This window comes from Streptomyces bluensis, from assembly GCF_014650715.1.
Classification (GTDB): Bacteria; Actinomycetota; Actinomycetes; order Streptomycetales; family Streptomycetaceae; genus Streptomyces; species Streptomyces bluensis.
The window spans coordinates 329,492-351,606 of the sequence record NZ_BMVM01000010.1 but is presented as its reverse complement, the minus strand read 5'-3'; the positions used below and the strand labels follow the sequence as shown (position 1 = coordinate 351,606).

The 22,115-nt window shown below is 68.9% G+C and carries 21 protein-coding genes; 11 read left to right on the top strand and 10 right to left on the bottom strand.

The genetic code is table 11. The features are described 5' to 3' along the window. The first annotated feature begins 128 nt into the window (after positions 1–128). On the top strand, positions 129–716 hold the full coding sequence (locus tag IE262_RS25060; protein ID WP_189876616.1) for a GNAT family N-acetyltransferase: 588 nt from the start codon (positions 129–131) through the stop codon (positions 714–716). A gap of 30 nt (positions 717–746) precedes the next feature. On the opposite strand, the gene IE262_RS25055 is transcribed toward IE262_RS25060, so the two are convergent. From IE262_RS25055 to IE262_RS25030, 6 genes are all read right to left on the bottom strand, one after another. After that, positions 747–2,315: a type IV secretory system conjugative DNA transfer family protein gene (locus IE262_RS25055; protein ID WP_189876614.1), complete on the bottom strand. Its 1,569-nt coding sequence runs from the start codon at positions 2,313–2,315 to the stop codon at positions 747–749. A gap of 7 nt (positions 2,316–2,322) precedes the next feature. Then, positions 2,323–3,750, bottom strand: a complete 1,428-nt coding sequence (locus IE262_RS25050) for an ATP-binding protein (RefSeq protein ID WP_134033014.1) — start codon at positions 3,748–3,750, stop codon at positions 2,323–2,325. Positions 3,751–3,848: 98 nt separating this feature from the next. After that, positions 3,849–5,408, bottom strand: coding sequence for an SCO6880 family protein (locus tag IE262_RS25045; RefSeq protein WP_134033018.1), 1,560 nt, complete (start codon positions 5,406–5,408; stop codon positions 3,849–3,851). Continuing rightward, positions 5,405–6,730: a hypothetical protein gene (locus IE262_RS25040; RefSeq protein WP_189876612.1), complete on the bottom strand. Its 1,326-nt coding sequence runs from the start codon at positions 6,728–6,730 to the stop codon at positions 5,405–5,407. Before IE262_RS25040 ends, IE262_RS25045 begins: the two co-directional genes overlap by 4 nt. After that, on the bottom strand, positions 6,720–7,595 hold the full coding sequence (locus IE262_RS25035; protein WP_134033023.1) for a DUF8175 domain-containg protein: 876 nt from the start codon (positions 7,593–7,595) through the stop codon (positions 6,720–6,722). Before IE262_RS25035 ends, IE262_RS25040 begins: the two co-directional genes overlap by 11 nt. Before the next feature lie 315 nt (positions 7,596–7,910). Further along, complete coding sequence (locus IE262_RS25030) at positions 7,911–8,219, bottom strand: DUF8827 family protein (protein WP_134033026.1); 309 nt, start codon at positions 8,217–8,219, stop codon at positions 7,911–7,913. A gap of 461 nt (positions 8,220–8,680) precedes the next feature. On the opposite strand from IE262_RS25030, the gene IE262_RS25025 reads away from it, so the two are divergent. Together IE262_RS25025 and IE262_RS25020 are read left to right on the top strand one after the other, a co-directional pair. After that, positions 8,681–9,043, top strand: coding sequence for an ArsR/SmtB family transcription factor (locus tag IE262_RS25025; protein ID WP_189876611.1), 363 nt, complete (start codon positions 8,681–8,683; stop codon positions 9,041–9,043). 18 nt (positions 9,044–9,061) lie between these two features. Next, the gene (locus tag IE262_RS25020) at positions 9,062–9,706 is read left to right on the top strand and encodes an SRPBCC family protein (protein WP_189876609.1); all 645 of its coding nucleotides are present in this window, start codon (positions 9,062–9,064) and stop codon (positions 9,704–9,706) included. A gap of 92 nt (positions 9,707–9,798) precedes the next feature. On the opposite strand, the gene IE262_RS25015 is transcribed toward IE262_RS25020, so the two are convergent. Genes IE262_RS25015 through IE262_RS25005 form a run of 3 tightly spaced genes read right to left on the bottom strand, consistent with a single transcriptional unit; the run spans position 9,799 to position 11,102 of the window. After that, entirely contained in the window at positions 9,799–10,062 is a 264-nt protein-coding gene (locus tag IE262_RS25015; protein WP_134033035.1) for a DUF397 domain-containing protein, read from the bottom strand. Beyond that, positions 10,055–10,246, bottom strand: coding sequence for a DUF397 domain-containing protein (locus IE262_RS25010; protein ID WP_189876607.1), 192 nt, complete (start codon positions 10,244–10,246; stop codon positions 10,055–10,057). The genes IE262_RS25015 and IE262_RS25010 overlap by 8 nt, the downstream gene beginning before the upstream one ends. Positions 10,247–10,256: 10 nt before the next feature. Beyond that, positions 10,257–11,102 (bottom strand): helix-turn-helix domain-containing protein, encoded by an 846-nt coding sequence (locus IE262_RS25005; RefSeq protein WP_189876605.1) that lies wholly within the window; start codon positions 11,100–11,102, stop codon positions 10,257–10,259. A 143-nt stretch (positions 11,103–11,245) separates the two neighbouring features. Between IE262_RS25005 and IE262_RS25000 the strand changes: the two genes are divergently transcribed. From IE262_RS25000 to IE262_RS24985, 4 genes are all read left to right on the top strand, one after another. Continuing rightward, complete coding sequence (locus tag IE262_RS25000; RefSeq protein WP_189876604.1) at positions 11,246–11,650, top strand: ATP-binding protein; 405 nt, start codon at positions 11,246–11,248, stop codon at positions 11,648–11,650. A 53-nt stretch (positions 11,651–11,703) separates the two neighbouring features. Next, the gene (locus IE262_RS24995; protein WP_189876602.1) at positions 11,704–12,435 is read left to right on the top strand and encodes a trypsin-like serine peptidase; all 732 of its coding nucleotides are present in this window, start codon (positions 11,704–11,706) and stop codon (positions 12,433–12,435) included. A 71-nt stretch (positions 12,436–12,506) separates the two neighbouring features. Then, positions 12,507–13,514: a C40 family peptidase gene (locus IE262_RS24990; RefSeq protein ID WP_189876667.1), complete on the top strand. Its 1,008-nt coding sequence runs from the start codon at positions 12,507–12,509 to the stop codon at positions 13,512–13,514. 231 nt (positions 13,515–13,745) lie between these two features. After that, entirely contained in the window at positions 13,746–14,552 is an 807-nt protein-coding gene (locus IE262_RS24985; RefSeq protein ID WP_134033051.1) for a phosphatase PAP2 family protein, read from the top strand. 239 nt (positions 14,553–14,791) lie between these two features. On the opposite strand, the gene IE262_RS24980 is transcribed toward IE262_RS24985, so the two are convergent. Next, entirely contained in the window at positions 14,792–16,381 is a 1,590-nt protein-coding gene (locus IE262_RS24980; protein WP_189876600.1) for an FAD-binding oxidoreductase, read from the bottom strand. Between the two features lie 382 nt (positions 16,382–16,763). Between IE262_RS24980 and IE262_RS24975 the strand changes: the two genes are divergently transcribed. From IE262_RS24975 to pstA, 4 genes are all read left to right on the top strand, one after another. After that, positions 16,764–18,347, top strand: a complete 1,584-nt coding sequence (locus tag IE262_RS24975; protein WP_189876598.1) for a Rieske 2Fe-2S domain-containing protein — start codon at positions 16,764–16,766, stop codon at positions 18,345–18,347. A 433-nt stretch (positions 18,348–18,780) separates the two neighbouring features. Then, positions 18,781–19,911, top strand: a complete 1,131-nt coding sequence (pstS, locus tag IE262_RS24970; protein WP_134033059.1) for a phosphate ABC transporter substrate-binding protein PstS — start codon at positions 18,781–18,783, stop codon at positions 19,909–19,911. A gap of 124 nt (positions 19,912–20,035) precedes the next feature. After that, entirely contained in the window at positions 20,036–21,037 is a 1,002-nt protein-coding gene (gene pstC / locus IE262_RS24965; RefSeq protein ID WP_134033062.1) for a phosphate ABC transporter permease subunit PstC, read from the top strand. Beyond that, positions 21,037–22,095, top strand: coding sequence for a phosphate ABC transporter permease PstA (pstA, locus tag IE262_RS24960; RefSeq protein ID WP_134033065.1), 1,059 nt, complete (start codon positions 21,037–21,039; stop codon positions 22,093–22,095). Before pstC ends, pstA begins: the two co-directional genes overlap by 1 nt. The last annotated feature ends 20 nt before the right edge of the window (positions 22,096–22,115 follow it).

Below are 22,115 nucleotides of genomic sequence, written 5' to 3'. Positions count from 1 at the left end.
GTAGGACACCGCCGAACAAATATTGGGAAAGGCCCACACCTCACGGTGTGGGCCTTTTCGCGTTTCACGCTGGTTGCACGCGTTATTTGAGGTGAGGGGTGTAGTACCGCAGTACTACGGTGGCCCGTATGGAGCATGGGGAGTTGCGAGGGGGCGTCGTCGTACGCGCGATCCGGGCCGAGGAGTGGCAGCGGGTCAGGGAGTTGCGGTTGGAGTCGCTCAGGGATCCGGTGGCGGAGCTGGCGTTTCTGGAGACGTATGAGGAGGCCGTGGCAAAGCCCGATTCCTTCTGGGAGGAGCGGGCGGCCGGGGCGGCCGAGGGGACGCGGGAGCGGCAGCAGTTCATCGCCGAGACGGCCGACGGGGAGTGGGTCGGGACGGTGGTCGTGCTCCTGGAGAAGGCGGGGTCGCTGGACGTCTTCGGGGGTGTCGTCGAGCGGGAGCAGGCCCATCTGGTGGGGGTGTTCGTGCGGTCCGAGTACCGGGGCGGTGCGGTCGGGGTGACCGGGGCGCTGTTTGATGCGGCGTTGGAGTGGGCCTGGGGGGCCGGGGTCGAGCGGGTGCGGTTGTTCGTGCACGAGCGGAACACGCGCGCCAAGGCGTTCTATCGGAAGGCCGGGTTCGTGGCGAGCGGGGTGACCCTGCCTGACCCTGTGCGGGTTGAGGGCCGGGAGCTGGAGTACGTGGTCGAGTACGTGGGCGAGCGTCGGGGGTAGGAGGGCGCTCTGAGGCGGGCTGCGGGTGTCTTATACCGGCAGTTCGTAGTGGGGCCAGCGTGAGCGGCTCTGTTCCCGTGACCTCATCAGCGCCAGCGTCGGCATGCCGCGGTCCGCTCCCGTGGTCAGGAGGTCGGGGAGCTGGGGGAGGGGTGCCACCGCTGCCACGTCGTCCAGGATCAGGGTGAATGGTGGGTCGAGGCGGCCGGAGGATGACCGTTCGGCCATGCGCCGGCCGCACTCGACCACGCTTGCGGTGAGGGCGGTGAGCAGAGGCATGGCCCCTGGGGTCGCTCTGGGGTCCTCAACGGGTTCACCGACCACATAGAGTGTGCCCCCTTCGTGCACGAAGGAATCCAGGGCCAGCGAGTCTGTTCGGTTGGGAGTGCAGGACTCCCGGACGTTGATCGTGGAGAGGGCCGACAGGGCACGGGCCGTCAGTTCCTGGGCCATGTCGCGGCGTTCGGGGTGCGAGGTGAGCGCGGACTCCAGTTCGCCCGCTGTGCCCGCCACCGCCTTCGGGTTGGTACGCAGGGCCCGTACCGCGTCCTGCACCTGTGCGCCCTGCGCCCAGCGGTGGATGTGGCGGACGGTGCGGCCGTCCACGGCGGCGGCGTGGAGATAGCTGCGCAGGAGCGTTTCGGCGACGTCGGCGAGCGCCTGGTCGATCTTGGCGGTGGGGCGGACGGGGGCGAGGAGCGCTGCGGCGCGGGCCGCGGCGACCGCCTTGTCCTCGCAGCCTCTTGAGGGCGACCAGTGGAGGCGGGCCGGGGTGTCGCAGAGGTGCGAGGGGTCGTAGAGGTGGACCGGGCCGAGTTTGGCGCGTGCGTCCTTGGTGTCCGCCCAGAGCGTGGGGTTCGAGGTCACGATCAGGGCGGGGCCCTCGGCTTCGCGTGCCGCCTGGGCGGCGAGGGGGTGGCGGGTCGCGGCCGGGCCCAGGATCACCGAGCCTCGGGGGGCGGGCAGGGCGACTGGGGTTTTGGTGCGGGGCGTGGTTTCGGCGGAGTGTGTGAGCGCGGCCGCCTCTGGCGCATGGCTCATTGGTGCCGGTGCCGGTGCCGGTGCCGGTGCCGGTGCCGCCGAGTTCGTTGTCGCCTTGTGGGGGGCTGTCGCGGGAGGGGGCGGGGGCGGCTGGGGGGCCGGAGTTGCGTAAGGGGGCTTGGTCAGCTGTGTGGTGTCCCGGGGCTCGTGCGGGCGTACGGTCTCCCGGGGCTCCGTCTGCTCGGCCTTCCGGCGGGCCCGTACCGCGCGCCAGCGGGCCACCGTGCCCAGGACGAACACGGTCAGCACCAGCAGCACCATCAGCTGGCCGATGAACAGGCCCCAGAAGAGCCCGTACCCGGAGAGCTGGTTGGCGGGGGTGTCCGGCCAGGCGCCCGCGATGTCGTGCGGTTGCCCGATGAGGTGGCGCATCGCGAGCGGGGTACGGGTGAAGGTGACGCCGTCCGGCCAGGCGTCCCGGGTGAACCAGCCGGCGAGTCCCGTGGCCGTCCACACCATCAGGGTCAGGCCGAGGAGGAAGCCGAGGACCCCGATCAGCAGCCCGTCGGGGATGCCGCCCGCGGCCCCATCGCGCTGGTCACGCTCGTTCGGTCTCATGCCGCTCTCACGCCACCGTCGACTCGGACGATCCGTACCCGTCCACATCGCTCAGATGCTGCTCCACGAACGCCGCGGCCCGTTCCTCCGCCTCCAGTTCCGCTGCGCGCAGAGCGTCGTCCGCGTGGTCGCTCGACGACTCGGTCATGGCGCGGTCCGTGAAGACCAGCGGGCGTTCGGTCTCGGTGACCAGGTGTTTGACCACCTGTACGTTGCCGTTGACGTCCCAGACGGCGATTCCGGGTGTCAGGGTCGGGATGATCTCCACGGCCCACCTGGGCAGGCCCAGCACCCGGCCGGTCGCCCTCGCCTCGTCGGCCTTCTGGGCGTAGATCGTCCGGGTCGACGCCATCTTCAGGATCGCGGCCGCCTCCTTCGCCGCGGCGCCGTCCACCACGTCGCTCAGGTGGTGCACGACCGCCACGAAGGACAGGCCGAGACGGCGGCCGAACTTCAGCAGGCGCTGGAAGAGCTGGGCCACGAAGGGGCTGTTGATGATGTGCCAGGCCTCCTCGACCAGGAAGATGCGCTTCTTCCGGTCGGGGCGGATCCAGGTGTGCTCCAGCCACACGCCCACGATCGCCATGAGGATGGGCATGGCGATCGAGTTGCGGTCGATGTGGGACAGGTCGAAGACGATGAGGGGTGCGTCGAGGTCGATGCCGACCGTCGTGGGGCCGTCGAACATGCCCCTGAGGTCACCGTCGACCAGGCGGTCGAGGACCAGCGCCACGTCCAGGCCCCAGGCGCGTACGTCGTCTATGGGGACGTTCATCGCCTCCGCCGACTCCGGTTCGGGGTGGCGCAGTTGTTCGACGATGTCGGTGAGGACCGGCTGGCGGTCGACGATCGTCTCGTTGACGTACGCGTGGGCGACCTTCAGGGCGAAGCCGGACCGCTCGTCCAGGCCGTGGCCCATGGCGACCTCGATGATGGTGCGCAGCAGCGCGAGCTGGCCCGTGGTCGTGATCGACGGGTCCAGGGGGTTGAGCCGGATGCCGTGGTTGAGGGCGGCCGTCGGGTCGAGCCGGATGGGGGTTATCCCCAGCTCCTGCGCGATGAGGTTCCATTCGCCGACGCCGTCCTCGCCCTGGGCGTCGAGGACGACGACCTGGCGGTCCCGGAAGCGCAGCTGGCGGAGCACGTACGTCTTCTCCAGCGCCGACTTTCCGTTGCCGGACTCGCCGAGGACCAGCCAGTGCGGGGCGGGGAGCTGCTGCCCGTAGAGCTGGAACGGGTCGTAGATGTAGCCCTTTCCGGAGTACACCTCACGGCCGATGATCACGCCCGAGTCGCCGAGGCCGGGGGCGGCCGTCGGCAGGTAGACCGCCTGGGCCTGGCCTGTCGAGGTGCGCACCGGGAGCCGGGTCGTCTCGACCTTGCCGAAGAGGAAGGACGTGAAGGCGTCCGTGAGGGCGGACAGCGGATCCCGCATCAGCGATGTACCTCCTGCCGTGCCCCCGGGTGGTTGTGCAGCCGTACTTCCAGGTCCTCCCGCAGCTGTCGCTCCGAATGATCCCGCATGCAGCAGCCCTACCTTCGGATTCCGGTGGCGAACGGGAGGGTGTTGACGAACGCGCGGTGGTGCTCGCGGTCGCACCACTCCAGTTTCAGGTACGACTTCCCGGCCGAGGCCCTTATCGTCCGCTTGTCGCGGGCCAGTGCCTCCGGGGAACGGGAGGAGACGGTGATGTAGCCGACCAGGTTGACGCCGGCGGCGCCACTCGCGAGGTCCTCGCCGCGCTGGTCGAGGCGGGTGTGGGAGGCCACGTCCCGCGGGTCGACGGTCCGGTTCATCTTGGCGGCGCGGCTGGCCTCCGCCTCGTCGTTGGTCTTCTCGGTCAGCATGCGTTCGATGGCCACCTCGGTGGGTTCGAGATCCATCGTCACAGCGACCGTTCGGATGACGTCCGGGGTGTGGACCAGGAGGGGCGCGAGGAAGTTCACGCCCACGGGGGTCATCGGCCACTCCTTGACCCAGGCCGTGGCGTGGCACCAGGGGGCGCGGGTGGAGGACTCGCGTGTCTTGGCCTGGAGGTACGTCGGCTCCATCGCGTCCAGCTCGGCCGGCCAGGCGTTGCGCCTGGTCATGGCCTGGATGTGGTCGATGGGGTGGTCCGGGTCGTACATGGAGTGCACGAGGGAAGCGAGGCGGCCCTGGCCGAGCGGCTGCCGTACGCGGATGTCGGCCTCCTGGAGGCGCGAGCAGATGTCGGTGAGCTCGCGTGCCATGACGACGGCCAGACCGGCGTCCTTGTCGAGCTTCTTGCCGCCCTGCGGACGGGCGGCGCGAGCCATCGCGTGGGCCTCGGCGGCCAGTTCGCGCGTGTAGTGCATGCAGGCGACGAGGTACGCCCGGTGCTGCTCGCTGCTGGTGGACACCATGGACTGCAACTGGTCGTAGGACTGCTGGAGCCACGGCAGGGCCTTGTCGTCCCCGCGTGCGGCGACGTCCTTGGCGTGGGCGTCGGGGTCGGCGGGGAGGGTGCGGGCGAGCATCTGGAGGCGGGTGACGAAGCCGTCGCCGTTCGCCACGTGCTTCAGCAGGGTGCCGAAGCGGTCGACGAGTGCCTCCTGGTCCTCGGAGTCGCGCAGGCCGACGCCGGGGCCCTCGATCTCGATGGCGGCGGTGACGGTCCTGCGGTCCGCGTGGAGCAGTACGGCGATCTCGTCCGGCCCGAACGGGGCGGCCAGCCAGGTGATGCGTCCGATGCCGGGTGGCGGACCGATCTCGACCTCACGCCCGTCCAGCCCCGTGCCCGCCTCGATGGCGGCGGAGCGGTACGTGGTGCCCTGCCGGAGGGTGCGCTTGTAGCTGCGGTTGATCTCGTACCACTTGTAGAACGTCCGTCGCTTGTACGGCACGTACACCGCCGCCAGGGCCAGCATCGGGAAGCCGGTCAGCAGCACGATCCGCAGGGACAGGACGGGGACGAGGAGCCCGCACATCATGCCGAGGAACGCGCCCGCGATGATCAGTACGATCTCGCCGGACTCGCGGTTGCGGCCGATCACGGCGTTCGGCCGGGCGCGGCCGATCAGATACGTACGGCGGGGCGTGACCGGATGGGACACGTGGGACTGGGTCGTCAACGCCCTTCACCTCCCGAGCGATTGGTGCTGCTGTTGCGTGCGTTGCTGGCGTGCGGGGTGTTGGCCGGGCTGGAACGCGGCGGGGGTGCGGCGGAGGGGACAGATCCGCCGCCACCGCCCGCCGACGTCCGTGAGCTGTGCGCGGCCACGCCTGAGGAGGCGGGGTTGGAGGGGCGGGGGGCGGAGGCCTGGCCCCCGCCGCCGTTGTTGTCCGCCCGGGTGCTGTGGGTCTTGATGCCCTGGGCCACGAGGGTGGCCGGGGAGCTGATGACGGCCGCGGCCTTGCCCTCGGCGCCCTGCATGATGCGGTTGTTGCGGGAGCCCGCGATCTCGTCGCCGAAGCCCGGGACGAAACGGTAGATCATCGCGGACGCGAAGATGGCCAGCAGGATGATGGACAGTCCGGAGACGACGGCGGAGAAGGCGTCGGGCCCGTCCTCGCCGGCCAGCGCGCCGGCGAGCCCGAGGACGATGACGATGACCGGCTTGACCAGGATGACCGCGATCATGATGCCCGCCCAGCGGCGGACGTGGCCCCACAGGTTCTTGTCGACCAGTCCGGCGTAGACGACGGTGCCCAGGAGCGCGCCGACGTACAGCAGCGCGGCCCTTATGACCAGCTCCAGCCAGAGGACGCCCGCGGCGAGGATCGAGACCAGCGAGACGACGATGAGCATGATGGGCCCGCCGCCGATGTCCTCGCCCTTGTCCAGGGCGCTGGAGAAGTTGCCGAAGAAGGTGTCGGTCTGGTCGCCGGTGGCTTTGGCCAGGACTTCGCTGACGCCGTCGGTCGCCGAGACGACGGTGTAGAGGATCAGCGGGGTGAAGGCTGATGCGAGGACCGTCAGCCAGAGGAAGCCGATCGCTTCGGAGAGGGCCGTGGTGAGCGGGACGCCTCGTACGGCTCGCTTGGCCACCGCGAGCAGCCAGAGGAGAAGGGTGAGGATCGTGGAGGCCGCGAAGACCACGGCGTACTGCTGGAGGAACGTCGGGTTCGTGAAGTCGACGTTCGCGGTCTGCTCGATGGCGTCGGAGAGCTTGTCGATGGTCCAGGAGGCGGCTTCGGCGCAGCCCTTGGCCAGGGAGGAGAGGGGGTCGAGGGAGTTGGTCACGTCGGGGGTGTTGCGGGTGGCGCCGCCGGTGTCGCCTTCGCAGATCTCCCTGGCCTGTCCGGAGAGCAGGGAGCAGTCCTCGTTGCCCGACGAGGGCGAGGGCGACGGTGTGGGCTCCGCGAACGCCCGTGTGGCGAGCAGGACCACGGCGGTCTGTGCGGCTGCGAAGGTCGCGGCGACCTTGAGTACGCGGCGTGGGCTACCGGGCATACGTGAACCCTCCGTACTCCTCGACTGCCTTCGAGATCTCGTCCGACGTGGACACCCTGTTGTCGCCGTTGACCGGCGCGGGGCCTTCCTTCTGGGAGAAGCTGCGGACCTTCCAGTCGCCGTCGGTCCAGCGCAACCCGAGGGTCATGGTGAACCAGTCGCTGGTGACGGGATTGGCCGAGCTCTCGCCCGCCATGCCGAACACTCCCGTGCACCAGACCTCGACGGTGGCGGCGCTGTCCGAGTACTCGGTGGCTCTGGTGCCGACCGGCATCGTGCGGGAGACGTACGTGGTGCCCTTCGGTGCGTCGCCGTTCTCGTCCAGGCCGACCTTGTTCAGGAAGGACTTGGTGTACACCTGGTCGAGTTTCGTCGTCAGCTCGGCGGCCTCGTCGGCGTCGAACACCTGACGGACGATCTGGGTCCGCCGTGCGGGCTTGAGGATGTCGGCCGAGACCAGTACCACCGCGTAGTTCGCGGCCGCCGACTCGACGCCCTGCTCACTGCGCGCGAACCCGGACGGAATCCCTCCCGTCGTGTTCGCCACCGGCTGCTCCCCGGACGGGGCCGTGGCCGCGCTCTTCGTCTTGTCGTCGGCCGCAGCCGTGCCCCCGGAGTCGTCGCCCCCGCCGCGGTTGGCGAAGGCGATGGCGGCGATGAGCAGGACCACCACGCCCACGACGGTCACGAGGCTGCGGGAGGACGACGGGCGGCCGCGACGGGCGCCCCCGTACACGCCACCGCCGCCGGCCTGTTCGGGCAGGCGGGTGCGGGTCTGGCCCGTACCGCCGTACGTGCCGCCGTACATCCCGCTGTCGCCGCCCCGTGAGCCGGAGTCGCCGTACCCGTCGTCACCGAGACTCATGCCGCGTAGCCCCCTCGACCTCGTCCGGACGGAAACGCATGACAGTACGACGGTAGCCGTGCTGGTTCCCGCGCGGGCGCGGTGTGGAGACTCGACATCAGGGACATCAGGGGAACGCAACCTCAGCCGGGGGGCGCGACGGACGGGTGGTGTCAGTGGGGCACCGGGCGGGCCCGGCAGGGACTGACGGTCTGTTGGAACAGGACTGACAGGAACAGGACTGACGGGAACAGCACTGACGGGAACAGTGCTGGCTGGACGGGACCGACACGACAGGATGTGCCACGCGTCCGGCGGGCGGCCGCGCGGCGCGCGCTACACGGCCATGCCGTACACGATGGTGAAGAGCGTGCCCAGTGAACCGATGATGAAGACACCGGTGAGGCCCGCGATGATGAGGCCCTTGCCCTGCTCGGCGCTGAAGGTGTCGCGGAGGGCCGTCGCGCCGATGCGTTGCTTCGCCGCGCCCCAGATCGCGATGCCGAGGCAGAGGAGGATGGCGATCGCCATCACGACCTCGATCATCACGCGCGCCTCGTTGCCCAGACTGCCGAAGGGGCCCCAGTCGGGGGCGATTCCGCCGATGATGGTGGTGATGTCGCCCTTTTCGGCCGCAACGAACATGTAAGTCACCGCCCCTAGTGGGTAGTTCTGCACCCTCTGACACGGGTGCGCAGAGGTCGGGCCCATTCTCGCCGACAATTCCGCTGTCGTATGTCGACTTGGCGTCATTGGTTGGCGGGTTTCGTACGAATCCCTTGCCCGCGGGTCGTGCTGACCACTCATGGGCGGCGCGGAACGGCGGGTGACGGCTCATAACGTCACTCTGTGTATCACGGCAGTTTACGCCGGGCAACGAGGTGGAAGCGGAACCTGTGTGTGGTTCCGTCGTTGATCACCCTTCGTGCCGCGCGGTCGGGCGGCTGTCGGGGGCCGTTGGGGTCCGTCGGGGTTCGAGTGTGCCGGATGGGGGTGTAGGGCGCGCGTGTGGGGTGGCGTGTGGTGCGGGCTTTGGCTGGAACTGAGCGGGTCGTTGTTGATATTTAGTGCTGGCTTATATAAGTGGTCAGTGATACGTTGCCTTCATGCACGCGTTCGAAGTGCTCGGAGACCCCGTACGGCGGCGGATTCTGGAGCTGCTGGCCGAGGGGGAGAGGACGTCAGGCTCGGTTTCCGAGGTCATCAGGGCGGAGTTCGGGATATCGCAGCCCGGCGTCTCGCAGCATCTGAAGGTGCTGCGGGAGAACGGTTTCGCGACCGTGCGCCCGGAAGGGACGCGGCGTCTGTACGCCGTGAACTCGGAGCCGTTGCGTGACATAGACGTCTGGCTCGACCGCTTCCGCCGTTTCTGGACCCCTCATCTGGACGCCCTGGCCACGGAGTTGGCGAGGGGCAAGAGGGAGCGGAGGGAGGGGCGGCGGGATGTTCCGGATTCGGGCGAACCGTAACACTTGGAGGAGATGCCCATGATTGACGTGGCTCAGCAGATCAACGCCGTACGACGCAAGGTCGGATCCCGTGTCTTCAAGGCGGGCGAGGCACGGGTGGTGACGGTGAGTCGGACGTACAACTCGACCGTCGAGGACGTGTGGGACGCCTGCACCAACCCCGAGCGCATCCCCCGCTGGTTCCTGCCCGTCTCCGGCGAGCTGCGCCTCGGCGGGCGCTATCAGCTCCAGGGCAACGCGGGCGGCACGGTCGAGCGCTGCGATCCCCCCAAGGGCTTCAGTGCGACCTGGGAGTACGACGGGAACGTCAGCTGGATCGAGCTCCGGCTGACCGAGGCCCCCGAGGGCGGCACCCGCTTCGAGCTCGACCACATCATCCGCGTGGAGGACGACGCGCGCTGGGCCGAGTTCGGCCCCGGCGCGGTCGGGGTCGGCTGGGAGCTGGGCTTCGTGGCCCTGACCCGCCACCTCTCGACCGGGGAGCCCGTGGACCCGCACGAGGGCATGGCCTGGGTGGGGAGCGAGGAGGGCCGCCGCTTTGTGACGCTGAGCAGCGACGGGTGGTACGAGGCGTTCGTGGCGGCCGGGGAGGACCCGGCCGTGGCCCGCGCGAAGGCCGACCGGACGACGGCGGCCTACACGGGTGCGGGGGAGAACGGCTGACCGGTCCTGCCCCCGTCCGGACGCTGCCGCCCGGGTCCGACAGCCCGGTGGCAGCGTCCGGTCAGGTCATTTCGCTTGCGTCATTTCTCCGGTCATTTCTCCGGAGTGGGGTCGAGGTCCAGCTCGACCCCCTCCACGAAGTGGTCGAACTCGCCCGCCTGTACGCCCAGGACGAAGGCGTCCCACTTGCGGCGGTTGGTCGTCACGACGTTGTCCGGGTCGCTGGTCTCACGGATGTAGACGGGCGCCTCGGGGTCCTCGTCCTCGGTGAAGGCGATCTCGATCCAGGGGCCGGGGCCGGTCGCGTTCTCGGGGGCGGCTCGGATCCAGTCGAGGTCCGTGGGGATGTCAGACAAGGGTCGAGTCCTTCTTGGGGCTGGTGAGGGCGGTGAGGAGGGCGTTGAAGGCGGCCGGGGTGGCCTTGAGTATGGCGCCGGTGGGGTCGCCGCTTTCGGTGAGATGGATTGTTCCGGGGGGCGCTGCGGCAACGTGGACGCAGGAGTTTCCTTCGCTGCAGTACGAGGACTTCTGCCAGTTCATGAGGGGTCCCTCACAGCTCTCGCATCAGGGTGTGTACAAGGGCACGGGTCTTCTCCGGGCTCAGCGCTACGGCATCGATCCGCCCGAAGAGGGTTCGATATTTGTGTAGCTGGGCCTCGGCGTCGAGAAAAGCGACGCCGTGAGACTGGTCGAGTTGGACGGTGTCCAGAGGCGGCACCGGGCCGTACGCGTAGTAGATCGACTGCCCGGAGCCCGGGTAGGCGCCGGCGTCGAAGGTGATGGCGCGCAGCGTGATGTGATCGCGCTCGCTCATATCGAGCAGGTACTGCAGCTGCTGCCGGGTGACCGTGGGCCCGCCGACCTTCATGCGCAGGGCCGCCTCGTGGACGATCGCCTCGTAGGGGGTAGGGCTGTCCTCGCGGTAGAGGATCGCCTGCCGCTTGATGCGGAACGAGAGGCGGTGCTCGATGTCGGGCGGTGAGAGTTCGGTGACCGCCTGACGGAAGATTTCGAGGGCGTACTCCCGAGTCTGGAGCAATCCGGGGACGCGGGCTGTGGTGCTCGCACGCAATGCCTGGGCATGGTGCTCCAGTTCGGCCAGGTCGAGGAGTGCGCTGGGCACCAGATCGCGGTACTGCTCCCACCAGCCACGTGTGCGCTGCGAGGTCATGTCGCTGAGGGCTTGGATGAGGGGCTTGTCGGAGCAGTCGTAGTGGCAGGCGATCGTGCGTACCCGCTCGGCGCTCATGCCTACGCGACCGGCCTCCATGTTGCTGACCTGCGCCTGCTTGATGCCGAGGAGTTGACCAGCCTCGGTGGCGCTCAGGCCCGCGCGTTCGCGCAGTTTGCGCAGCTCGGCGCCGAAGCGCAGTTGGCGACCCGTCGGGTTTCTCACGGGCTTGCTGCCTCCTTGTTGTCACTCACAGGGGTGGCAATGAATGCGATCCCGGGAAATTTGTGAACGTATTCACTGTAGGCGGTTACCTTGGGTGTCACGCAGGACAACCGTCCAACTCCCCTCTGTAACCGGAGACTTCCATGGCCACCGTATCCCCGTCCTGGAACTACACGCTCCACCTCCCCCGAGACCCCCGCGCCCCCGGCGTCGCCCGCGCGACCCTCCGTACCGTTCTCGCCGCCCACGACCTCGCCCGGCTCACTCCCACCGCCGAGCTGCTGGCCTCCGAGCTGCTCACCAACGCCCACGCGCACACGGAGGGGCCGTACGCCCTGCGGATCCGGTCCATGGAGCCGGACCGGCTCATGGTGGCCGTGTGGGACGCCGACCCGAAGGTGCCGGACGCCTTCAAGGAGGGTGCCCCCGTCGACGTGCCGCCGGAAGACCTGGAGCACGGTCGCGGGCTGCACCTCGTACGGGCGTGCGCGGACTCGCTGGGGGTGTCCGGCTCCCGGGGCGGGAAGCTGCTGTGGGCCGTGGTGTAGCCGTCCGTCCTCCACGTGGTGCGTTCTCACGCTTGTGCGGCACCCTGGGATCGATGAGTCGTATATCCCTGCTCGGTGCCGTCGTGCTGCTCGCCGTGACCTCCTCCTCGTCCCTCGCCGTCGCCGACGACGGTCCGGGGCCCTTCGGGGTGACCGCCGACGCGCTGGCGAGTGCCGCCACCGCGCGCGTGGGGGCGTTCTTCCGGGGCGGGCTGGGCGGTGAGCACTTCTGCACGGGTTCTGTGGTGCGGAGCGAGGGGCGTGATCTCGTCGTCACCGCCGCGCACTGTCTCGACGGGGGCGGGGATCTTGTGTTCGTGCCCGGGTACCGGGGCGGGAAGGCGCCGTACGGGGTCTGGAAGGTCGAGAAGTCGTACGTCTCGGACGGGTGGGACGGCGGGGAGCGGGGCGAGGACAGTGACGTCGCCTTCGCGCGGGTGGAGCGGAAGGGCGGGCGAGGGGTTCAGGACATGGTCGGGGGGAACGTGTTCGCACCGCATCGGGCCACCGGGGCCACCGCGGTCACCGTGACCGGGTACCCCAAGTCCAGTTCCACGCCCATCACTTGCACCAACAAGCCCACCGCCCACAACTCCACCCAGCAGCGCATCGCATGCCCCGGCTTCTCCGGGGGGACCAGCGGGAGCCCCTGGGTGAACGGGGACGGAGAGGTCGTCGGGGTGCTCGGTGGGCACGAGGAGGGCGGGGCCACGGACGACATCTCGTTCAGCGTGGTGTTCGGGGACGAGGCGGTCCGGCTGTATCACGCCGCTGATGGCGAGTGATCATTCCGTGATCGCCGGGCCGCCTCTACAATCCTGTCGGTGGAGTGCGAGTGCCGGGCAGCGAGGGGCGGTTGACGGTGCGTAAGGCATGGATCGTGGGGATCGCCCTGTGCGGCGCCGGCCTCAGCTTCGTCCTGCTGCTCGTCGTCGGCGTCTACATGACCGCCGGGAGCCTCGCGGGCGGGGCCGCGGGCGGGCCCAAGGCGCTCGCCAAGGGGTCCGTGCCGGCCGCGTACAGCCCGCTGGTGCAGAAGTGGGGCAACCTGTGCAGCGCCATCAACCCGGCGCTGCTGGCCGCGCAGTTGTACCAGGAGAGCGGGTTCAACCCGAAGGCGCAGAGCCCGGCCGCGGCGCAGGGGATAGCGCAGTTCATCCCGGGCACGTGGGCCACGCACGGCATCGACGGCGACGGGGACGGCAAGCGCGACGTGTGGGACCCGGACGACGCCATCCCGTCGGCCGCGAAGTACGACTGCACCCTCGCCGAGTACGTGAAGGACGCGCCCGGCAACCCGACGCACAACATGCTCGCGGCCTACAACGCGGGCGCCTACGCGGTGATCAAGTACGGGGGTGTGCCGCCGTACAAGGAGACCCAGAACTACGTGAAGACCATCACGGAGCTGGAGAAGAGCTTCGCCGCGCCCGTCACCAGGGTCGATCCGTCGAAGCAGGCCGCGGGAGCCATCGCGTACGCGCAAGGGAAGCTCGGGACGCCGTATCTGTGGGGCGGGACCGGAACCGCCGGCCAGGGCGGGCGCTTCGACTGCTCGGGGCTGACTCAGGCGGCCTACGAGAGTGTCGGGATCACGCTGCCCCGGGTCGCCAACGACCAGTACAACGCGGGGCCGCACCCGAAGCGGGACGAACTGCTGCCGGGCGATCTGGTGTTCTTCTCGGACGACCTCACCAATTCCCGGGCCATTCGGCACGTGGGGATCTACGTGGGCGGCGGATACATGATCGACGCGCCGCGGCCCGGTGCCGTGATCCGCTTCGACCCGATCGACACTCCGGACTACTTCGGGGCAACTCGGGTCACCGAAGATGGCGCGAAAGCGTTGCCCTCGACGATCTGATGGCGCGTAATTCTCTGTGAAACCGCCCTGAGCTGCGCAGATCTGTCTCTCTTCGATAACGTCTGCGTGATCATTCAGTGGAGTATGGAACGCGGAGAAGGGGACTGTGCGTTCCTTGTCTCGTAGCGCTTCGACGCGTGACGACGCCTACAACCACGGGGGTGGCCGCAGCGGCGCACGCACGGGTGCGGCCGCCGAGCATGGAACAGACGACGAAGGGGCCGCTGCACGATGGCTGCATTCGCCGAGTCCGGGGCGTATTCCGGGGGTTACTCCGGTCACGGGGCGCATCTCGCCGGGTCCGTATCTCTTTCAGAGTCCGCGTCTCTCTCTGAGTCTGCGTCTCTCGCCGATTCCGGGTCGAATCCCGACGTCAGTCTGCTCTACGACATCAACGGCCTGGCCAAGGCCGCGCCGACCTGGTTCGACCGGGTCATGGAGTTCGTGGGTGAGTACGGGCTGCTGCTCGTCATGGTGCTGCTGGTGCTGTGGTGCTGGTGGGGTGTGCGGCGCAAGGGCGGGGAGGATGCCGCCGCGTCCGTTGCCGCGCTGGTCTGGGTGCCGCTCGCCGCGGGCATCGCGGTGCTCATCAACGTGCCGATACGTGAGTTCGTGCAGCGGCCGAGGCCCTTCCTGGACCACGAGGGGCTGGAAGTCCTGGTCTCCGGCAAGACCGACTACTCCTTCGTGAGCGACCACGCGACGCTGACCATGGCCATGGGGGTCGCACTGTTCGTCGCCAACCGGAAGTTCGGGTTGGTGGGGATCGTGCTGGGGCTGCTCGGGGGTTTCTGCCGGATCTACATGGGCGTGCACTATCCGACGGACGTCGTGGGTGGCTTCGCTCTGGGTACTGCGGTGGCGCTGCTGTTGTCGCCGGTCGCGATGGCTCTGCTGACTCCGCTGGTGAAGGCGGTCGAGCGGTCGCCTCGGGCGGGGTGGCTGGTCTCGGCCAAGCGGACCGGAAGCCAGGGGGCGGTGGTTCCGGGGGCTCGGGTGGAGCCCTCGGCGGAGGACGAGCGGGACTTGGCGGCGTAGCGCTCCGCGGGTTTGGGGTTTTTGGCGCATGGCGCCAGGGTTTCGCCCCCGCCGCCCCTACCCGTCCCATCCTGTCCCTGGGGGCTGCGCCCCCAGACCCCCGCTTCGGCCTGAACGGCCTCGTCCTCAAGCGCCGGACGGGCTGGGGCGGGGGCTGGGGTGGGTGATTTGTGGGGGTGGGTGGGGTGGTTTGGCCTGAGCGGCCTCGTCCTCAAGTGCCGGACGGGCTGCGTGGTGCTTCACAGCGCCTGTGGGAACGTGAAGAAACCCGTCGGGTCGTACTGCTTCTTCAGAGCCGTCAGGCGGGGCGCCGCGTCGCCGTAGTACGCCGTGCGCCAGTTGGTGAGGGTCGGGTCCGTGTAGTTCTGGTACGCGGCGCCCGAGGCGTGGCGGGACATGGCCCGGTGAGCCGTGGTGAGCCAGGACTGGGCCGTCGTGCCGGAGGTGCCCGCCTTCCAGGAGACGAGGTACTGCGCCAGCATCCGGGAGCGGCGGTGGACGAAGGCCGTCGCCGTGGGGGACACCCGGTTGATCGCGCCCCCGAGAGCCGTGAGCGCGATGCTGCCCGTGCCGCCCCGGACCGACGAGATGTGGGTGAGCAGGGTCTGGATCCCGGTCGGCGAGATCGAGCGGTCGAAGAAGTCCGAGCGCGCCGCGTACGTCTCGCGGCCCAGGGCGCCCGTGGGCGTACGGCCCGGTGTGGAGCCGGGGAGGTGGCACTTGGCGTCCGTCGAGAAGGACGAGCAGCCCGCGTACACCTCCATCGACTCGTCGTACGACCGCCGTTTGAGCGACACGCTGCCGGCCGAGGCGCCGATGCGGGCGGCCAGGCGGTCGACGGCGTTCTGGAGTTCGCCGTAGGTGCCGAGGGAGAAGGCCGAGACCGAGACCTTGGGGGTGCCGCCGGGCGCGCACGCCAGGTGGCAGGACGACCAGATCTCGTCCGGCTGGTCCGGGCCCCACTCCTGCCAGGCGCGCACCACGGCGGCGGCCTTCGACCACGGCCACGTCATGTACGCGGAGACGGCCTGGGGCGCGGGGTGGGTACGGAAGCGGAGTTCGGTGACCACGCCGAAGTTGCCGTTGCCCGCGCCGCGCAGGGCCCAGAAGAGGTCCTGGTGGTCGGTGGCGTTCGCGGTGAGCTGCTTGCCGTCGGCGGTGACGATCGTCGCCTGGGTGAGACTGTCGCAGGTCAGACCGTATGCGCGGGAGACCACGCCGTGGCCGCCGCCCAGGGTGAGACCGGACACGCCGACGGTGGGGCAGGAACCGGCGGGGATGGTGACGCCCTTCGCGGCGAGGGCGCGGTAGACGTCGATCAGCTTCGCGCCGGCGCCGATGACCGCCTGGCCCCCGGAGGCGCGGATGGCGCTGAGTTCTGACACGTCGATGACCAGGTTGCCGTTGCCGGAGGACCAGCCCGCGTAGGAGTGGCCGCCGTTGCGGATCGATACGCGGGTGCGGTGGGTCCTGGCGTAGGCGAGGAGCGTGCGGATGTCGTCCGTGTGGGCGGCGTAGGCGACGGCTGCGGGCCTCAGGGTGTCGAAGCGGGTGTTGTAGAGCTGGTGGGCCGCCTGCCAGGCGCGGTCGCCGGGGCGTACGAGGGGGCCGTCGAGATCGCGGGCGAGGGCGGTCCAGTTGGCGGCGGCTTGGGTGCTGGTGGTGGCTCGGTTGCTGGTCGTCGCCGTACGGGTGGGGGTGTCCGTGGCGGCTCGCTCGGCGGGGCGGCGGGTGGCGGTGCACGCGGATGCGGCCGCGGTGGCCGCTGTCGCGGCCGCTGTTGCTGCCAGTGCGGTTGTGGTGCTGCCGATGAACCTGCGCCGTTCCATGTTCGCCCCTCCCCTGGGGTGCGCCTCCCGTGGGCTCCCGTGCAACGAGACGGTGTCCGTCGTGCCTGGGGTTCCCACGGGGAGGGGCCTTGGTCGGCGGGTAAGGGGCGAGTTCCAGCCATTTCTCTGCTAGTCCCTCTGGTGGTGGTTCGGCTGTCCGAGGGACTTCGGCAGAGGGTGCCCGTGTCGGCCCAAAAAACCCTTCTGACCAGCCCGTTCGTGTCCTGTCGTGGGAGCGGCCGCCGTACTCAGCGGGTGCGCCTGCGCGGAATTGCCCCCAGCGTTGTAGCCACGGACGAACCGTGGACGAACCGGCCCATAACGCCGGGACGAGGGGCCTCCTCAGAAGACCTACTCAGACGCATTGGGGTGCTGACGGACTATGCGTGTAACCGGCCTGGGACATGCGGGACTCTTCATCGAGACAGCCGCCGGATCGGTGCTGTGCGACCCCTGGGTCAACCCGGCCTTCTTCGGGTCGTGGTTCCCGTTCCCCGACAACAGCGGTCTGGACTGGCCGTACTACGGACAGGCGGCCGACTATCTCTACGTGTCGCACCTGCACAGGGACCACTTCGACGCGGAGAACCTGAGCAGGAACGTGCGCAAGGACGTCACCGTGTTGTTGCCCGCGTTCGCCACCCAGGAGTTGGAGCACGAGTTGCGTGCGCTGGGGTTCACGGACTTCCTGCGCACGCGCAGCGGTGAGCCCGTCGAGCGGGACGGGCTGCGGATCATGGTCACCGCTCTGACCGGACCCGGCGACGGCCCCATCGGGGACTCCGCGCTGTCACTGGACGACGGCGAGACGGTCCTGCTCAACCAGAACGACGCCCACCCGCTCGACATCCAGGCGATCCGCGAGTTCGGCGAGGTCGACGCGTACTTCGTGCAGTTCTCCGGCGCGATCTGGTACCCGATGGTGTACGAGATGCCGCTGAAGGCGAAGCGGGAGTTCGCCGCCCGCAAACGCCAGGGGCAGTTCGACCGGGCGGTGCGCTACATCGACGCGGTGCAGGCGAAGCACGTGTTCCCCAACTCGGGGCCCCCGTGCTTCCTCGACGACGACCTCTTCGAGTTCAACGGCACCGGGTCGGACGGCGAGAGCATCTTCACCGACCAGCAGGAGTTCCTGGCGCAGCTCGCCGAGGAACGGCCCAGGACGTCGGCGCACCTGATGCTGCCGGGAAGTGTCGCCGAGGTGGACGGCAGCGACTGCAAGGTCATCCACAGCCATACCGCGGGGCAGATCGAGCAGATCTTCGGCAACAAGCGTGAGTACCTGCGGGACTACGCCCGCAGACAGCAGGATGTTCTCGCGGCCGAGCGGGCGTCGCGTTCCCCCGCCCTGCCACGGGACCAGCTCGTCGCGGCGCTCAAACAGTGGTGGGAGCCGCTGATGGCCCGTGCGGACGGGATCTGTGCCGGCGTCGGTGGGCCGCTGCGGCTGAACGTCGACGACATCCCGATCGTGATCGACTTCCCCGCGAGACAGGTCCGTGAGTGGGACGGGGAAGTATGCCGCTACACCTTGTCCACCACCGGGGACCTGGTCGCCACCAACATCGCCCGGCGCGAGGTCGACTGGTCCAACAGTCTGCTGCTCTCGCTGCGTTTCCGCGCGAGCCGCGTCGGGCCCTACAACGAATACGTGTACACGTTCTTCAAGTGTCTGTCCGCCGAGCGCATCGACTACGTGGAGAACTACTACGCGGCCGCCCAGGAGGACGACGAGGACATCGAGCTCGACGGCTGGCGCGTGCAGCGCCGCTGCCCGCATCTGCAGGCCGACCTCAGCCGGTTCGGGCACATCGAGGACGGTGTGCTCACCTGCACCATGCACGGCTGGCGCTACGACCTTTCCACCGGGCGCTGCCTGACCGCGGACAACCATGACATCCGCGCCGCGCGGGCCGCGTCCGGTGACGGACTTGGGCGAACTGACCGATCTGACCGATCTGACTGATCTGGCCGATCCGACTGACAGGACGCGGGCTTCCGGTTTCACGGGGCCCGCGTCCTCGTTGTCGTAGGAAACGGTTGAGGAGCCGGGTGGGTGAAACGGTTGGGGAGTGACGCGGGCGTAGCCGCACGTCGGTCGGCTCGCCCGTCCAATGGTGGCGTCGGAATCCTCATGTGTCCTCGACGTAAGCGTTCCGTGACCTAACCGCACCGTCGACAGGGGTTCACCCGTCGTTCATTTATGGCCATCGGCGGCTTCACCTGTTCTGCCTACTTTCGGCCGTGCTGGGTGCGACGTGCGGCCCCCACGGCACTCGCGCAGCGCATGACAAATGCATTCCGAGAGATGGCCCCAAGGTACGGCGAACGCCGTCTCGATGGGCCGACACCACATCGCACGCCGTCCAGGTGGCGGCTTCTGGAAGGAATCCCTGAAAGTGAAGCTTCAGCGCAACCGGCTTCGCGCCCTTTCCCTCGGTGCTGTCGCGGTTACCGGCGCCCTGGTCCTGACGGCGTGCGGCTCCGACGACAACTCCGCCGGAGGCGGCGACAACGGCGGCAAGTCGGCGCCCGCGAGCAACATCAAGTGTGAGGACGCCAAGGGGCAGCTGCTGGCCTCCGGCTCCTCCGCCCAGGACAACGCCATGCAGGCCTGGGTGAAGGCCTTCCAGCAGGCGTGCTCCGGCGTGGAGATCAACTACAGCCCCGACGGTTCGGGCGCCGGTATCACCAAGTGGCTGCAGGGCACGACCGCCTTCGCCGGCTCGGACTCCGCGCTGGACGAGCAGGAGACCGCCGACTCCAAGAAGATCTGCAAGACCGGCCAGGGCATCAACCTGCCGATGGTCGGCGGCCCGATCGCCATCGGTTACAACCTCTCCGGTGTGGACAACCTGGTCCTCGACGCCGACACGATCGCCAAGATCTTCGACAGCAAGATCAAGAAGTGGAACGACCCGGCGATCGCCAAGCTCAACCCGGGTGTGAAGCTGCCGGCCACCGAGATCCAGGCCTTCCACCGCTCCGACGAGTCGGGTACGACCCAGAACCTGGGCAAGTACCTGCAGGCCGCGGCCCCGAAGTCCTGGAAGTACGAGCCCGACAAGGCCTGGGCCGCCGCGGGTGGCCAGTCCGCCTCCGGCTCCTCCGGTGTCGCCAGCCAGGTCAAGAACACCGACGGAGCGATCGGCTACTTCGAGCTCTCCTACGCCAAGAGCAACAACATCCCCGCCGTGAAGGTGGACACCGGCGCCTCCCAGCCCGTCGAGGCCACCACGGACACCGCCTCCGCCGGCATCGCCGCCGCGAAGGTCGTCGGCACCGGCAAGGACCTGTCGCTGGAGCTCGACTACAACACCAAGGCCGACGGCGCCTACCCGATCATCCTGGTCACGTACGAGATCGTCTGCGACAAGGGCAACAAGTCCGACGCCCTGCCGACCATCAAGTCGTTCCTGAACTACACGGCCAGCGAAGAGGGCCAGAAGATCCTCAGCGACGCCGGTTACGCGCCGCTGCCGGACGAGATCGCGGCCAAGGTCCGCGAGATCGTTCCGACCCTCGCCTGACCCACAAGGCGGTCGGCCCACTGAGCAGTACGGGCCGGCCGCCCGTCCGGTGCACCGCCGCCAAGGAGCCTGCACCCGGCTCCCCCTCTGAGCCGGGCGCAGGCTCAGCAGACCGGAGAACGTCATGAATACGACAGCAACACAGACCCCTCCACCTCCCCCCACGGACCGAATAGAGCCCAAGAGCTCCCAGAAGACCGTCGTCAGGCCCGGCGACCGGATCTTCTCGGGGCTTTCGAAGGGTTCGGGCATCACGCTGCTGGTGATCATGGCCGCCATCGCGGCCTTCCTCACCTACCGCGCCGCCCTCGCCCTGTCCGAGAACAAGGCGAACTTCCTCACCTACGAGGACTGGCTGCCGCAGAACACGCCGCCGATGTTCGGCATCGCGACCCTCGCCTTCGGCACGGTCGTCAGCTCGGTCATCGCCATGGTGCTCGCCGTGCCGGTCGCCATCGGCATCGCGCTGTTCATCTCGCACTACGCGCCGCGCAAGCTGGCCGCGCCGCTCGCGTACCTCGTCGACCTGCTGGCCGCCGTGCCGTCGATCGTCTACGGCCTGTGGGGCGCGCTCATCCTCGTGCCCCATCTCGACGGCCTGAACAAGTGGCTCGACGCGTACCTGGGCTGGACGTACATCTTCGACAAGGCCGGTACCGGCCCGGCCCGCTCGCTGTTCACCGTCGGCATCCTGCTGGCGATCATGATCCTGCCGATCATCACCAACGTCACCCGCGAGGTCTTCCTCCAGGTGCCGCGGATGCACGAGGAGGCCGCGCTGGCGCTCGGCGCGACGCGCTGGGAGACCATCCGGATGTCGGTGCTGCCCTTCGCCCGCTCCGGCATCATCAGCGCCTCCATGCTGGGCCTCGGCCGCGCGCTCGGCGAGACGATGGCCGTCGCCACCGTGCTGTCGCCGAACTTCATCATCTCCGGCCACCTGCTGGACCCGGGCGGCGGCACCTTCGCCCAGAACATCGCCTCCAAGTTCAAGGAGGCGACCCCGCTCGGCCAGGACGCCCTGATCGCCTCCGGCCTGGTCCTCTTCGTCATCACCCTGCTGGTCAACGGCGCCGCCCGGTACATCATCGGCCGCCGCAAGGAGTACTCGGGGGCGAACGCCTGATGTCCCAGACAACCGTCACCCCCAACCGCTCGCCGGTCTTCTCCTCCTCCCGGCTGCCCCGCTGGGCGCCGGCCGTGATCGCCGTCGCCTCCCTCGCGCTCTCCATCGGCATCAGCCTGGTCGCCGGCTGGGAGAGCAAGGTCCAGTGGGGTCTCATCGCCGCGCTGCTCTTCGTGATCGGCTCGTACGCCGTCACGGCCCGGATCGAGGGCCGCCGCCAGGCCAAGGACCGGGTCGCCACCAGCCTCGTCTGGGTCTGCTTCCTCCTGGCCGTCGTGCCGCTGCTGTCCCTGGCCTGGACCACCATCAGCAACGGTGCGCAGGTCGTCGACGGCTACTTCCTCAGCCACTCGATGAACGGTGTGCTCAACAGCGACCCCGGCGGTGGTGTCTACCACGCTCTGCTCGGCACCATCGAGCAGGTGCTCATCGCGACCGTGATCGCCGCCCCGATCGGTCTGCTCACCGCGGTCTACCTGGTCGAGTACGGCAAGGGGAAGCTGGCCCGCGCCGTCACCTTCTTCGTCGACGTCATGACCGGTATCCCGTCGATCGTCGCGGGCCTGTTCGTGCTCTCCTTCTGGATCCTGATCCTGGGCTTCAGCTTCTCCGGCTTCGCGGGTGCGATGGCGCTCGCGATCCTGATGATGCCCGTCGTGGTCCGCTCCACCGAGGAGATGCTGAAGCTCGTTCCGAACGAGCTGCGGGAGGCCTCCCTCGCGCTCGGCGTGCCGAAGTGGAAGACGATCACTAAGATCGTCATTCCGACCGCGATCGGCGGGATCACCACCGGTGTCATGCTGGCCGTGGCCCGTATCACCGGTGAGACCGCGCCCGTGCTGCTGCTGGTGTTCGGCTCCAAGATCATCAACGGCAACCCGTTCGAGGGTGCCCAGTCCTCGCTGCCGCTGTACGTGTACCAGGAGTACGGGATCGGCACCGAGCAGTCGATCGACCGTGCCTGGGGTGCGGCGCTCACCCTCATCGCCTTCGTCATGATCCTCAACCTGGTGGCCCGCGGTATCGCCCGCTGGAAGGCCCCGAAGACCGGTCGCTAAGGCGTCCATGTGCGGCTCCG

Excerpts from the sequence above, each read along its gene's own strand:
- IE262_RS25060 (WP_189876616.1), top strand. The coding sequence starts at position 129 with ATGGAGCATGGGGAGTTGCGAGGGGGCGTCGTCGTACGCGCGATCCGG.
- IE262_RS25055 (WP_189876614.1), bottom strand. The coding sequence starts at position 2,315 with ATGAGACCGAACGAGCGTGACCAGCGCGATGGGGCCGCGGGCGGCATC.
- IE262_RS25050 (WP_134033014.1), bottom strand. The coding sequence starts at position 3,750 with ATGCGGGATCCGCTGTCCGCCCTCACGGACGCCTTCACGTCCTTCCTC.
- IE262_RS25040 (WP_189876612.1), bottom strand. The coding sequence starts at position 6,730 with ATGCCCGGTAGCCCACGCCGCGTACTCAAGGTCGCCGCGACCTTCGCA.
- IE262_RS25035 (WP_134033023.1), bottom strand. The coding sequence starts at position 7,595 with ATGAGTCTCGGTGACGACGGGTACGGCGACTCCGGCTCACGGGGCGGC.
- IE262_RS25030 (WP_134033026.1), bottom strand. The coding sequence starts at position 8,219 with ATGTTCGTTGCGGCCGAAAAGGGCGACATCACCACCATCATCGGCGGA.
- IE262_RS25025 (WP_189876611.1), top strand. The coding sequence starts at position 8,681 with ATGCACGCGTTCGAAGTGCTCGGAGACCCCGTACGGCGGCGGATTCTG.
- IE262_RS25020 (WP_189876609.1), top strand. The coding sequence starts at position 9,062 with ATGATTGACGTGGCTCAGCAGATCAACGCCGTACGACGCAAGGTCGGA.
- IE262_RS25010 (WP_189876607.1), bottom strand. The coding sequence starts at position 10,246 with ATGAACTGGCAGAAGTCCTCGTACTGCAGCGAAGGAAACTCCTGCGTC.
- IE262_RS25000 (WP_189876604.1), top strand. The coding sequence starts at position 11,246 with ATGGCCACCGTATCCCCGTCCTGGAACTACACGCTCCACCTCCCCCGA.
- IE262_RS24995 (WP_189876602.1), top strand. The coding sequence starts at position 11,704 with ATGAGTCGTATATCCCTGCTCGGTGCCGTCGTGCTGCTCGCCGTGACC.
- IE262_RS24985 (WP_134033051.1), top strand. The coding sequence starts at position 13,746 with ATGGCTGCATTCGCCGAGTCCGGGGCGTATTCCGGGGGTTACTCCGGT.
- IE262_RS24980 (WP_189876600.1), bottom strand. The coding sequence starts at position 16,381 with ATGGAACGGCGCAGGTTCATCGGCAGCACCACAACCGCACTGGCAGCA.
- IE262_RS24975 (WP_189876598.1), top strand. The coding sequence starts at position 16,764 with ATGCGTGTAACCGGCCTGGGACATGCGGGACTCTTCATCGAGACAGCC.
- pstC (WP_134033062.1), top strand. The coding sequence starts at position 20,036 with ATGAATACGACAGCAACACAGACCCCTCCACCTCCCCCCACGGACCGA.
- pstA (WP_134033065.1), top strand. The coding sequence starts at position 21,037 with ATGTCCCAGACAACCGTCACCCCCAACCGCTCGCCGGTCTTCTCCTCC.